The organism is Marinimicrobium sp. C6131 (assembly GCF_026153455.1).
Classification (GTDB): Bacteria; Pseudomonadota; Gammaproteobacteria; order Pseudomonadales; family Cellvibrionaceae; genus Marinimicrobium.
Window position 1 is genome coordinate 3,008,114 of record NZ_CP110629.1, and the last position, 13,113, is coordinate 3,021,226.

Consider the following 13,113-nt stretch of genomic DNA (forward strand, 5'->3'; position numbering starts at 1 on the left):
CTCCCTGTCGTGTGGTGGTCCTTTAGCGCGGATAGACGCGCGTTTTCTAGTGATTCGGGGCCAGAGAATGGTATCTTAGCCGGTTCAAGTCAAGCTGTCAGACCCCACAGACCGGATCGCCATGAGCTCACTGACCAACAAACGCATTCTTTTGGGTGTCACCGGCGGCATCGCCGCCTATAAAAGTGCCGAACTGGTGCGCCGCCTCAAGGAGCGCGGCGCGGATGTGCGCGTGGTGATGACCGCCTCGGCCCGCGAGTTCATGACCCCGCTGACCTTTCAGGCCTTGTCCGGTAATCCGGTGCACACCGATCTGCTCGACCCGGCGGCCGAAGCGGCCATGGGGCATATTGAGCTGGCACGCTGGGCGGACCGGATTCTCGTGGCCCCGGCCAGCGCCAACTTCATGGCCCGGCTGGCCGAAGGACGGGGTGATGACCTGCTGACCACCCTGTGCCTGGCGACCCGGGAGCCGATCGTTCTGGCACCGGCCATGAACCAGGGCATGTGGCAGAACCCCGCCACGCAAGCCAATCTGGAGACATTAAGGAGCCGCGGCATTCAGCTACTCGGCCCCGGCGACGGCAGCCAGGCCTGTGGCGAAGTCGGCCCCGGCCGGATGCTCGAACCCGACACGCTGGCGGAGGCCATGGCGGCCCAGTTTGACACGGGACTGCTCGCGGGTCGCCATGTGGTAATTACCGCCGGCCCTACCCGGGAAGCCATCGACCCGGTGCGCTACCTGAGCAACCACAGCTCTGGCAAAATGGGCTACGCTTTAGCCGAAGCGGCCGTTGAAGCAGGCGCCCGGGTCACGCTGATCAGTGGCCCCACCGGGTTGCCGACCCCCGAGCGCGTCACCCGCATCGACGTGACCAGCGCCCTGGAAATGCTTGAGGCCAGCCTGGCGCTGGCCCCTCAGTGCGATCTGTTTATCGGCGCGGCCGCCGTGGCGGATTACCGCCCGGCCGACTATCAGCCGCAGAAAATGAAAAAAGGCGATGAGGACAGGCTGCAGATTACGCTGACCAAAAACCCGGACATTATTGCCGCCGTCGCCCAGACAGAGAACCGGCCCATCACCATCGGCTTTGCCGCCGAGAGCGAACAGTTGCTCGAATACGCCCGCAGCAAACGGGAGCGTAAGGGGCTGGATGCGATCATTGCCAATGACATCAGCCGCGAGGGACTCGGCTTTAACAGTGATGACAACGCGGTCACCCTGATCGATGCCGAGCGCGAGCTGGCCCTGGGCCCGATGAGCAAAACCCGGCTGGCCCGCGCCCTGATCGCCGAGTTCAGTCACTACATCCGCTGATTGACGACGATTATTACAGAGACCGACAACGGGAATCCGACACCGTGGCGAACAAAACCTCGAAGGAACAACGACAAAAGCAGGCACGTCTGGCCCGCCAGAAACTGATTGGCGCCCTGGTGCTGGGCGTACTCTTGCTGAATGCTTTGCTGGGCTACTGGCTGTACGGGATTCTGGTGGTTGACGTCCAGGATCGCCGCCTGGAGGCGGCGGTGCAATCACAGGCCAATCAACGTGCACAACCGGTGCAGGACTATCTGCGAGAGCTGCGCCAGCGCGTGGCCGAACTCGCCGCAGAGCCCGCCACCGCCGAGGCGCTTCAGGGACCGGAGGGCACCCGCCAACAAACGGCGGAGCGTATCGCCGGACGGGTCGAACACAGTATAGCCGCACGCCTGATCCCCGTTGGTACCGCCCGGGTCGAGCGCAACCACCCGGCACCGATCCGTTTTGCCGAGCTGGACCTGATTCGCCGGGCCGAACGCCGCGAGAACCACCTTCCGGAGCTGGCCAAAGTGGATCAGCAGTGGCAGTTGCATGTCATCGAGCCGGTTCCCCCGTCCACCGAGGAACCCGTTCAGGGCACACTCCTGATCACCCTGAGTGAGGCGGGTTGGCGTCCACTGCTGGCGGCCGCCGACTCGAGCCTGGGCCGCACGGAACTTCACCAGCAGATTCCGGGCAGCAACCCACTGCCGGTCTACCTGAGCGGTCAGGGCGGCGGAGCAGCCAGCCACTCCGTTGCCATCCCCAATAGCCACTGGCGCTTGAGTTTCACGGCCTCCCCCACGCTGGTTGAACAGACCCGCGAACTCCCCGCCCTGTGGCTGATCATTCTGTCCGCGACCAGCATCATCGGTTTGCTTCTCGCCTGGTTCGGCGGCCATATGATTGAACGCCGACAGCGCCAAAGCGCCCGCCCCATTCAGGTGCCCGGCGCCGCGCGCTCGGGCGGCAATCACGCCGAAGAGCAGGACGAGCATGGCGAAGAAGAAATCGGCATGATCAACGCGCTGTCCCAGAACCAGGATATTCTGGATCTGGATGTCAGCGACGAGGATGAGGACATTCTCGCTCTGGATAAGGCCCCCATCAAAACCGCCGATACCAGCGCGCTCCGGGATACCCACTCCGGCCCTGTCATCCCGGAGGGGATTTTCCGCTCCTACGACATTCGCGGACTGGCCGATACCGAAATCACGCCGGAACTGGCCGAGCATATCGGTCGGGCGCTGGGCAGCGAGGCGCTGGATCACGGCGAAACCCATATGGTACTCGCCCGGGACGGAAGGACGCACAGCCCGGTGCTCGCCGAAGCGCTGCGAAGCGGTATCGCCAGTACCGGCTGCCATATCATTGACGTGGGCACGGTGCCCACCCCGCTAATGTACTTCGCCACGCACCATCTCAAAGAGACCAGCAGCGGCGTCATGGTCACCGCCAGCCATAACCCCGGTAGCTACAACGGTTTCAAAATGATCATCAACGGGGTCACCCTGGCCGATGATGCGGTACTGGATGTACGCTCGCGGATTCAGCGCCAGCACTACCACCAGGGCGAAGGGGAGACCCGCAGTCACGACATCATCACCGACTATATCGAACGCATTTTCTCCGACGTCGCGCTGGTCGGTGCCGTGTCGCTGGTGATCGACGCGGGCAACGCGGTCCCCGGTGTGGTCGCGCCCCGGCTGTTCGAAGAGCTGGGCTGCGATGTGACACCGCTGTACTGCGACCTGGACGGCACCTTCCCCAATCACGACCCGGACCCGACTCAGGAAGCCAACCTTCAGGATCTGATTGCCAAGGTACAGGAGGTTGGTGCCGACCTCGGCGCGGCCCTCGATGGCGACGGCGATCGCCTGATTGTGGTCACCCCCCAGGGGCGGATCATCTGGCCGGATCAACTGTTGATGCTCTTTGCCCGCGACGTGCTCGGACGCAACCCCGGGGCCGATGTGCTGTTCGATGTGAAGTGCTCCCGCCAGCTGAACCAGCTGGTGACCAGTTATGGCGGTCGGCCGATCATGTGGAAAACCGGCCACTCCCACATGAAATCGAAAATGATCGAAACCGGTGCCCTGATCGGCGGCGAGTATTCCGGTCACATTTTCATCAAGGACCGCTGGTACGGGTTCGATGACGGTTTATACACCCTGGCACGTCTGCTGGAAATCATCACCTTGCGCGATCAACCCATAGACGATATCTTCGCCGCCTTTCCGATTCTGCCCTCCACCCCGGAGCTGAAAATTCCGGTGCAGGACGACCAGAAATTCGCCCTGGTGGAACGGTTGATTGCCGAGGGCGACTTCCAGAGCGGCAAGCCGAGCACCATTGACGGGCTGCGGGTGGACTTTGCCAAAGGCTGGGGGTTGGTCAGAGCCTCGAACACCTCCGCGGCCCTGACCCTGCGCTTTGAAGGCGAAACCGAGGAAGCGCTGAATAAAATTCAGCAACTGTTTAAACGCGAGCTGTTGAAAATCGACAGTCAGCTCCAGATCGACTTTTAACCAACGTACCCTTAAACAAGGTACTTTTAAACAACGGACCCCGCTATGTCACTGAACCGCACCCAGGCCATGAACGTGGCTCAGGTACTGACCGAGGCGCTGCCCTACATTCAGCGCTTTACCGGCAAGACCATTGTGATCAAATTTGGCGGCAACGCCATGGTGGACGAAGAACTGCAGAACAGTTTTGCCCGGGATATCGTGCTGATGAAACTGGTGGGCATGAACCCCATCGTGGTCCATGGCGGCGGGCCCCAGATTGGCGATCTGCTCAAGCAGCTCAACATCGAATCCGAGTTTGTCGGTGGCATGCGGGTGACCGACAGTAAAACCATGGACGTGGTGGAAATGGTGCTCGGTGGCACGGTGAACAAACAGATCGTCAGTCTGATCAATCACAACGGCGGCCACGCCATCGGCATTACCGGTAAGGACGGGCAACTGATCCGGGCCAAAAAGCTCTCAGCCAAGCGCCAGACGCCGGATATGCAGGCGCCGGAAATCATCGACATCGGTCACGTGGGCGAGGTCGCCAGTATCAATACCTCGGTGATCGACATGCTGATCAACAGTGACTTCATTCCGGTAATTGCCCCGATCGGGGTGGGCGATGACGGCGCTTCCTACAACATCAACGCCGACCTGGTGGCCGGCAAAATTGCCGAGGTACTGCAGGCCGAAAAGCTGATGCTGCTGACCAACGTGGCCGGCCTGCAGGACAAGAATGGCGAAGTATTGACCGGGCTGACCACGCAGCAGGTGGACGGTCTGATCGCTGACGGGACCATTTACGGCGGCATGCTGCCCAAAATCGGCTGCGCGCTGGATGCGGTGAAAAGCGGCGTGAACAGCGCCCACATCATTGATGGACGGGTTGCCCACGCGGTTCTGCTGGAGATCTTCACCGACGCTGGCGTCGGCACGCTGATCACCAACAAGGCGCAGCAAGCCGCTCAGTAACGCGCCCGAAAGCCGCACTGATCATTGAAAACCGGAGGCGATGGGGCAAGCCCCGCATCCTGTGCTAGGATATCCCCGTCGCCTGAAACGTCCTGAGGCCGCGCCGAAGGATCCACCTCTGACAACCTATGGACCGCCATGAGCAAGCCCACCGCCAAATCCTCCCGTCGCCAACAGATTCTGGAGTCTCTGGCTCACATGCTGGAAGCCAGCCCCGGTGCCCGTATCACCACGGCCGCCCTGGCTCGGGAAGTGGGCGTCTCCGAAGCGGCGCTGTACCGCCACTTCCCCAGCAAGTCCAAGATGTTTGAAGGGTTGATCGAGTTTATCGAAGACACGATTTTCACCCGCATCTCCCTGATCCTGACGGAAGAGCCGGCCGCTTTGCGCCGGTGCGAGAAGATTCTCCTGTTGCTGCTGACCTTCACCGAACGCAACCCCGGCATCACCCGGTTGCTCACCGGCGACGCCCTGACCGGCGAAACCGAACGGCTTCGGCTGCGCGTGGCCCAGCTGTTTGAGCGGGTGGAAACCCAGTTGAAGCAGGTGTTGAGAGAAGCGGAATTGCGCGAGGGGTTACGGCCCAATTTGCCCTTGTCGGCCGCCGCCAATCTGTTGATGGCCTGTGCCGATGGGCGGATCACCCAGTTTGTGCGCAGTCAGTTCCGGCGCCCACCGACCGAGCACTGGGCGGAACAGTGGCCGGTACTGGTGAGCGGCCTTATGCGCGAACAGGTTCCGGCCTGATTCGCACCTCGGGGGTTCAGCGGCGGCCCTCGGCCGCCCGTATCTCGGCGAACGCCTCAATGTCCTGATCAAACTTGTCCGCCACCTCGTCGTACTCCTCCTGGCGATGACGGATCTGCGCCTGTATTTCCTGAACTTCGGTTTTCAGCGTCCCCAGATTGACCAGTACCGACTCGGGCACCTCCTGGCCGCTGCGCTCCAGACGCGCGGCCCGACTCTCCAGATCCCGAATCTGCAAGCGCACATTGCTCAGGTTACTCTCCAGAATACTGATATTACCCTGCAGCTCCGCCAGACTGCGCCGTTTCGCGTCCTCGATATCCTTGACCGTGCTGTACCGGCGCTTCAGTTCCTGCTCGTAGGCTTCACGCGCCTGTCGGGCCTGGCGCTCGCGGGCCTCGGCTTCCAACTCTTCATCGCTGGGCGCGGGAGGCACGGTTTTAAGCACCTCTCCGTACATGGACACGACTTCGTAACCTTTCGGGACGTACTTCGGAGGGATGCGATCTTCCAGCACCTGCACGCCTTCATCGTTGGTGTATCGGTAGTACACTTTCTCCTGCGCCTGGGCCAGCGACGCCAGGCCCAGGAGGCAGAATACCGAGAACCACAACACTGATTTACGCATAACGCCCTCGTTGCTCCATCGCGCTTGGGAGCGGATTCTGATTACACGCCGTACTCGGCGCGATAGGCTTCAATGGCCGCCACCACCTCCGGGCGGGCCTTGTCCGCTTTCAGGTAGGCCACCACATCGTCCAGATTGACAATACTGATCACCGGAATGCCGTACTGCTGCTCCACTTCCTGGATCGCCGACAGGGAGCCTTTGCCGCGCTCCTGACGGTTAAGACCAATCAACACCCCCGCCGGTTCAGCGCCCGCCGAACGAATCAGCTCCATGGACTCACCCACGGCGGTTCCAGCGGTAATCACATCGTCCACAATGAGTACCCGACCGTCCAGCGGCGCGCCCACCAGGGAGCCGCCCTCGCCGTGGTCCTTGGCCTCTTTGCGGTTGAACGCGTAGGGCAGATCCCGGTCGTGGTGGTCGGCCAGCGCCACGGCAGTGGTGGTGGCCAGGGGAATCCCCTTGTAGGCCGGGCCGAAGATCAGGTCCACCTCTACGCCCGAGGCCATCAGCGCCGCCGCGTAGCAACGCCCCAGCTTTGCCAGTGCCCGACCGGTCTGAAACTTGCCGGCATTGAAAAAATACGGGCTGACCCGGCCGGATTTGAGGGTAAACTCGCCAAAGCCCAGGGCCTGGTGCTCAATGGCCAACTCGATAAAGTCGCGCTGGTAGTTCTCCATGCAAAACTCTCAAAAGTACGCTAGATTGAAAAAGAATAACGGCTGACACTGCAGGGGCTCGCCATCAACCACCGGTCACGCCCGTGCCCCCAATTATAACCATCAGGGGGCCGCCTGCGCTGCCCAGCCGTTCACTGGTCCCGAACTAAAGTGCGGAAATGGCCTCCAAACGGCTGAATTCCGGGGTTTTTCTGTCACTAATTAACACAAAGATAACAAGCTCGGGTATCATACACAGTCCGTTAACAAGGGGCTAATATGAGAGTTATCAGTCTTAGCGTCGATGGTATTTTCCAGGCGGCTCAGCGCGGTCTGTTTGACTGGCTGGACAGCCAGGATGCAGACGTCATCTGTCTGCAGGATCTGCGCGCACTGGAATATGAACTGGAAGACAAGCCGGTATTTCAACTGGACGGTTATTTCAGCTACTTCTTCGACTCCGGGACACCGCACTACAACGGCGTGGCCATCTACACCCGCAAGCAGCCCAAGGCCCTGATTTTTGGCCTGGGGTTCTCGTCCGGCGTGGATATGGAAGGTCGTTACCTGCAGATTGACTACGAACAGCTAAGCATTGGCTCAATGCTGGCGCCCAGTGCTACCTCGGAAATGGAATCCCAGGAAGTGAAGATCAAGTTTTTCGACGACCTACAGGCCCATCTGGACAAGATTACCCGCAAGCGCCGCGAGTTCATCTTCTGCGGCAACTGGGCCATGGCGCACACCCCCCGGGATGTGACCAACCCGGAGAAAAATGAGCACGAATCCGGCTTTCTGCCCCACGAGCGGCAGTGGCTTAGCCAGGTGTTCAACCAGATCGGCTATGTGGACGCCTTTCGCAAGGCCAACAAGGACCCGGACGAATACAGCTGGTGGCCCAGCGGCAAGATTGAGGAAGGCGAGGGGTGGCGCACCGATATGCAGATCGTGTCAGCGCCCATCGGCCAGCGGGTTGAGCATGCGGCCATCTATAAAATTCAGCAGTTTTCCAGCCACCTGCCGGTGATTGTGGATTACGATATCGAGCTTTGATCGATCGGTAGAGTAGCGGCGGATGGGGTAGCGGCGGATGCGCCTTCGCTTATCCGCCCTACGCAACCCTGGGTTGCATCCATCGCCATCCGAATCCGATCCGGATTACTCCGCCAGCGCCGCCTGCTGCAACCGATTCAACTCCCCAATGCCCTTCTTGGCCAAGGCCATCATGGCCCCGAACTCGGTTTCGGTAAACGGTTCGGCCTCGGCAGTCCCCTGGATTTCGATGATGCCGCCGTCATCACCCATCACCACGTTCATATCGGTATCCGCTCTGGAGTCCTCCGGATAATCCAGATCCAGCACCGGCACGCCCTGATAAATGCCAACGGACACCGAGGCAATGGCGCGCTTGAGCGGACTGTCCTTGACCAGACCTTTGTCCTGCAGAAACGACACGGCGTCGGCGAGCGCAACCCAGGCGCCGGTAATGGAGGCGGTGCGGGTGCCGCCGTCAGCCTGAATCACATCGCAGTCGAGCTGAATGGTATTTTCACCCAACGCGTCCAGATCAATCGCAGCACGCAGGGAGCGGCCAATCAGACGCTGGATTTCCACCGTGCGCCCCCCTTGCTTGCCACGGGCCGCCTCGCGATTCATGCGCGAGCCGGTGGAGCGGGGCAGCATGCCGTACTCGGCGGTCAGCCAGCCCTGGCCTTTGCCACGCAGGAAAGGCGGCACGCCCTCGACCACGCTCGCGGTGCAGATCACCTTGGTGTCCCCAAATTCCACCAGCACCGAACCCTCCGCGTGCTTGGTGTAACGGCGGGTCAGGCGCACATCGCGTAACTGGTCGGGCTGGCGGCCACTGGGGCGCTGAACGGTCGTCTCGGTCATGATCGGAATCCTGTACTGTCAAAGGGTTTGAAAAAGTCGTCTGTGGTAACATCGCCGGTTTAATGGGAGCGAAGCCTACCAGCTCCGCCCCTGTAGTGTCACCGCCGCATTCAGACAGAGGATCGCCCATGCCACGCAGTATGACCGGTTTTGCCCGCACATCGCAGCAGTATGACTGGGGCACACTCACCTGGGAAATCCGCAGCGTCAACCACCGCTACCTGGAGCCGGCCTTCCGCCTGCCTGAAGACCTGCGCGAAATCGAGCCCCATCTGCGCGAGCGCATCCGCAAGCGCCTGCACCGGGGCAAGCTGGAAATGAGCCTGACCCTACAGAAGGAGGAGGGCGCCGAACAGGCTCTGGGCATCAACCTGCCAAGAGTTCGCCAGCTCGCCGAGGCGGCCCACAAAATCGGTAACGAACTGCACGACGCCGCGCCGGTCAGTCCGCTGGACGTGTTGCGCTGGCCGGGCGTGTTGCAACAGGCCGAACTCAATCGCGACACCCTGATTGAAGCCGCCCTGGCACTGTTTGACCAGACCCTGAAACAACTGCTGGAACACCGCACCCGCGAAGGCAACGAGCTGGTTCAGTTCATTCATCAGCGGCTGGACGGCATCAGTGCCGAGGTGGTGAAGCTGCGCGAGCGGTTACCGGAAATACTGACGGCCCAGCGGGAGAAACTGCAGAGCAAAATCGAAGCACTGAAGGTCGACCTGGACCCGGAGCGCCTGGAGCAGGAGATCACCCTGCTGGCGCAAAAGGCCGACGTGGACGAAGAGCTGGATCGTCTCGACACTCATGTCGCCGAGGTGAAGCACACCCTCAGTCAGAAAAGCTCCCTGGGCCGCCGGCTGGACTTTCTGATGCAGGAACTTAACCGCGAGGCCAACACGCTCTCATCCAAGGCGATCGTGGCGGAAACCACCCAGTCCGCGGTGGAGCTTAAGGTGTTGATTGAGCAGATGCGGGAACAGATCCAGAACATTGAATGATGTTCTTGGGTGTTCGACGTTGTTCTTGATTGCATTATAAATCAAATAGTTATGTAATTTCGACGCTCATAGTGTTCGTGTAAGTTCTGCCAAGTTTGGGTAGTGATGGGTAGTAGATTGGGGAGTATTTTCTCGCTATATTATGTCGGCGAGATTGTACTCCCCAATTTTTTAAGGCAGGAAAGTGGGCAAGCTATACGACAAGACCGTCAAGAAACTGATCAAAGAGAAGCCATCCGTGCGGCATGCCGATGGCAATGGTCTCTACCTCATGACCCCGAAGCGCGGCGATGCCTACTGGATGCTGCGCTATACCACCCCAGCTACCAAGCTCCGGCGCGAATACACCATCGGCAAGGTGGACGACTGGTCATTGGCCGACGCCCGTGATGAGGCGGCGAAGCTGAGGTTGGCGATCAAGCGTGAGGGTGCTGACCCGGTTCAAGAGCGGCAGAAGATCAACCAAAACCCCTTCAAAACGCTCAATGACCTGTACGCGGACTACTACGAGCTTCGCAAACGAGAAATCGCGTCTCACCATAAAGAGAAGAGCCTGTACGAACGCGAGGTGGCCTGGCGCATCGGGAAGGTGGAGCTGGAAAAGATCCGGCCAGTGGATATCAGTGAAATTCTGCGCGACGTGGCCAATGGCTATGACGACAATAAGCCCCGCCCAACCCTCTCAAATGACTTGATGCGTCTGTTGAGGAATCTGTTTGATCATGGCATCAAACTGGACGTCACCAGGTTCAATCCGGCCTCGCCATTCCGTCCCAGGGACGCCGGCGGAGAGGAGAAGGCCGCCAACTACCCAATGAATGAAGACGAAGTCACCGAGTTCTTTACCAAACTTAGGGTGATTCCGGCGCAGTTCAGTCGAGAGAACTACTTGGCCTGCGCGTTACTGATAGCGACTTGTACGAGAAAGATGGAGCTTTTGGCCGCGCCTTGGTCGGAATTCGATCTGGAGAACCGTATCTGGTACCTGCCCGAGGAAAGGACCAAAAAGAGAAGGGCCATCGATATCCCGTTGGCGGAACCCGCCGTGGAATGGTTGAATGAACTGAAAGTACGCTCCTGTGGGAGTGAGTGGGTCTTCCCAGCTCGCAGGATCAGCAAAAAAGCACGGACTCCGCACGTATGCGAGAATACGCTCAACCATGCGCTCAAGAAGCTCTTTGAGAAAAAGCTCTTCTCATTTGACAAGCGCCGCGTCCACGATCTTCGCGGCACGGCCCGTACGAAACTGGGTAAGCTCGGCTTTGATGACAATCTGGCCCAGCGCTGCCTGAATCAGCTGCCCGGCAACCGGACTGACCGGGTCTATAACAAGCATGCGTATTTTGAAGAACGAAAAGAGGCTCACGAGGCGCTCTGCGAATGGTTAGCGCCCATCGTGAGAGGTGAAGTTAGTTCTGGAGAGTAAAAGGGGCCAAATCAAGCCCCTTGCTGTTCGATCCAAGCCAACAGATCCGATAGTCGCCACGCCACCGAGTTGCAGCCCAACTTGAGCCGTGCCGGAGCCACTCGCTTTCTTTCCAAAGTCCACCACTGCGTCCGACTGACACCCGTAATCGTTCGACGGTCCGACTCCCGAACCAGCCGCTCACACTGTCCAGAACGAGCCAGAAGCTTGGTGCGCACCTCTTCCGAAGGCGGACTGAAGGTTTTATCAATCATCCTCCTCTACCTCCGAATCACCAGTGGGAATAGTGGGAAACTGGGAAAGTCCATCTCCATCCGGTAGCGCTTCCCAATACGCCTTGATGCGATCAGGCCACAGGGCGAAAAAACGCTCCGATCGATCCCGCAGCTTGATTTTCATGGTGCCACGGCTCTGCTCATTGGTTTCCATGAAATCTCTCTGGATAAGCGGCTCAATTTCCCGAGTGTATCGACTACGAAGGCCAAGCTCCTTGATCAGAGTATTTTTGGGTATCAGCCACTGCGTCTCACCGGCCACTTTGCGTCGCAGACCAATTGCTCTTCCGTAATCCCCCCGCTCTATGTCAACAAGGCGGTGATTCCATTTGTAAATCGCATCGCGAAGGCGAGCCAAAATGCGGTGCTCCTCCGAATTGAAGATGTGACCTCGGCTCCGAAGCCAGGCTCCAACTGCTTGGTGTACCGCTCGAACTGACTCCGCTTCCGACCAGGGGAGTAGGTAGTTCCGGCAGGCTAGGCACAGAGCAGCGGTGATCAGTGCGAACCGCCTGATCACCCGGAGGACTTGCGAAGCCATATGAGAGGTCTTCCATTGGTCCGTCAACCGGGCGACCTCATTCTGGATATAGCCGGGCAAGTCATCCACATCTTCTGTGAGACGCTCAAGCCAGTGCCGGAACAGCGTGCCATGGTAGTGCCTGGTGCGGCTTTTCAACGCGTCCACGAACTCTTGGGGGCTGCTGAAGCCATGCACCTCGTCAAAGGCTCCAAATTTTCCAAAAACGGGGATCTCGACAAGACGATTCTCTTGGCCGGCTTTAACCGACTTTCCTATTTCCTGAAACACTTCCGACAGCCATACCTCACCAGTACTTAACGCCAGCGTTCGCCAGTGCGTTTGTTCAGCAAGATCCCCTGAGATATTCGCGCGCAGCTTACTGGCACCGGTCATTATGTGATACGTCGCCACATCGACATCTTCCGGCCGAGCCAGGCCAATCTCGTCCAACGCTAACAACATGTCGTTGTGCTCAGCAGCGACGGCTGCCAAGCCATTGGCAGTCGCTACCCAGTTCCTCACGAACGTTGGTGCTCCACAAACACTCGCGGCCACCTGCAGCAACGTCGTTTTCCCGGTGGAGCTATTACCAACCAAGTGAAAGGCCCCATTTTCAAGCTCCGCATGCTTTAGCAGGGGCGCCGCGAGTGCCACCCCGACGCTGAGGATCGCCAGCGGGTTGCCGCCACAGAGCTTCCCCACTTGATTCTGCCAGTCTTGAAGAGACCCGCTTTCCTGGAGCAACGGTGAGGTCGATAGCTGCCCTACAAAGTGGTGCTGCTCATCCGCCTGACCTGCCGTCCAGCTGCTCGTCGCGAAAATAGGCCCATGCCAGCCGCTGCGGTCGACGGTTGTGGCCGGAGGCGCCTTTGCCATTTCCTCCAGCAAATACCGCTGCAGTCGTGTCCAGCTAATATTGCCGGGTTCGAGGGGATAGCCGGTGTCCACCAACAGCTCTCGTATCTGACGAGCGTTATCACCGTTCAGAGTCCTCGCATACACCACCTCGCGCAGCAGGACGTTGTCCATATTTTTCCACTGCAGCAGCGCGCCGTGGCCGTGTTTTTTATTGGAGAGGCGGGTTCGGGCAACAACCTCTATCCACCCGCCAACCCTCTGCCACTCTTCAGAGCTGTAGCAGTACAGCCCTGAGTCTCTCAATTGATATTTCAT

At 59.5% G+C, this 13,113-nt stretch carries 12 protein-coding genes; 7 read left to right on the forward strand and 5 right to left on the reverse strand.

The window, feature by feature from the left end:
• Positions 1 to 121: 121 nt before the first annotated feature.
• The 4 genes from coaBC (at position 122) to slmA (ending at position 5,538) form a co-directional block, all read left to right on the forward strand.
• On the forward strand, positions 122 to 1,318 hold the full coding sequence (gene coaBC, locus OOT55_RS12940; RefSeq protein ID WP_265366276.1) for a bifunctional phosphopantothenoylcysteine decarboxylase/phosphopantothenate--cysteine ligase CoaBC: 1,197 nt from the start codon (positions 122 to 124) through the stop codon (positions 1,316 to 1,318).
• Positions 1,319 to 1,362: 44 nt separating this feature from the next.
• Positions 1,363 to 3,831 carry a phosphomannomutase/phosphoglucomutase gene (locus OOT55_RS12945; RefSeq protein ID WP_265366277.1) on the forward strand — a complete coding sequence of 823 codons (2,469 nt, stop codon included), beginning with the start codon at positions 1,363 to 1,365 and terminating at the stop codon, positions 3,829 to 3,831.
• A gap of 45 nt (positions 3,832 to 3,876) precedes the next feature.
• Positions 3,877 to 4,791, forward strand: coding sequence for an acetylglutamate kinase (gene argB, locus OOT55_RS12950; RefSeq protein WP_123638610.1), 915 nt, complete (start codon positions 3,877 to 3,879; stop codon positions 4,789 to 4,791).
• Positions 4,792 to 4,929: 138 nt separating this feature from the next.
• Positions 4,930 to 5,538 carry a nucleoid occlusion factor SlmA gene (gene slmA, locus OOT55_RS12955; protein ID WP_265366278.1) on the forward strand — a complete coding sequence of 203 codons (609 nt, stop codon included), beginning with the start codon at positions 4,930 to 4,932 and terminating at the stop codon, positions 5,536 to 5,538.
• A gap of 16 nt (positions 5,539 to 5,554) precedes the next feature.
• Here slmA and OOT55_RS12960 read toward each other — a convergent pair whose 3' ends face one another.
• A complete protein-coding gene (locus OOT55_RS12960) occupies positions 5,555 to 6,166 on the reverse strand; it encodes a hypothetical protein (RefSeq protein WP_265366279.1) in 612 nt (203 codons plus the stop codon).
• 41 nt (positions 6,167 to 6,207) lie between these two features.
• Positions 6,208 to 6,849: an orotate phosphoribosyltransferase gene (pyrE, locus tag OOT55_RS12965; protein ID WP_265366280.1), complete on the reverse strand. Its 642-nt coding sequence runs from the start codon at positions 6,847 to 6,849 to the stop codon at positions 6,208 to 6,210.
• A gap of 258 nt (positions 6,850 to 7,107) precedes the next feature.
• On the opposite strand from pyrE, the gene OOT55_RS12970 reads away from it, so the two are divergent.
• A complete protein-coding gene (locus OOT55_RS12970; RefSeq protein WP_265366281.1) occupies positions 7,108 to 7,881 on the forward strand; it encodes an exodeoxyribonuclease III in 774 nt (257 codons plus the stop codon).
• Between the two features lie 105 nt (positions 7,882 to 7,986).
• On the opposite strand, the gene rph is transcribed toward OOT55_RS12970, so the two are convergent.
• Positions 7,987 to 8,721 (reverse strand): ribonuclease PH, encoded by a 735-nt coding sequence (gene rph / locus OOT55_RS12975; RefSeq protein ID WP_265366282.1) that lies wholly within the window; start codon positions 8,719 to 8,721, stop codon positions 7,987 to 7,989.
• A 128-nt stretch (positions 8,722 to 8,849) separates the two neighbouring features.
• On the opposite strand from rph, the gene OOT55_RS12980 reads away from it, so the two are divergent.
• Together OOT55_RS12980 and OOT55_RS12985 are read left to right on the forward strand one after the other, a co-directional pair.
• Complete coding sequence (locus OOT55_RS12980; RefSeq protein WP_265366283.1) at positions 8,850 to 9,716, forward strand: YicC/YloC family endoribonuclease; 867 nt, start codon at positions 8,850 to 8,852, stop codon at positions 9,714 to 9,716.
• Positions 9,717 to 9,900: 184 nt separating this feature from the next.
• Complete coding sequence (locus OOT55_RS12985) at positions 9,901 to 11,142, forward strand: tyrosine-type recombinase/integrase (RefSeq protein WP_265366284.1); 1,242 nt, start codon at positions 9,901 to 9,903, stop codon at positions 11,140 to 11,142.
• A gap of 11 nt (positions 11,143 to 11,153) precedes the next feature.
• Here the strand turns inward: OOT55_RS12985 and OOT55_RS12990 are convergent, their stop codons facing one another.
• Entirely contained in the window at positions 11,154 to 11,396 is a 243-nt protein-coding gene (locus OOT55_RS12990) for a helix-turn-helix transcriptional regulator (RefSeq protein WP_008174217.1), read from the reverse strand.
• Positions 11,389 to 13,113, reverse strand: coding sequence for a DUF927 domain-containing protein (locus OOT55_RS12995; RefSeq protein WP_159177836.1), 1,725 nt, complete (start codon positions 13,111 to 13,113; stop codon positions 11,389 to 11,391). Before OOT55_RS12995 ends, OOT55_RS12990 begins: the two co-directional genes overlap by 8 nt.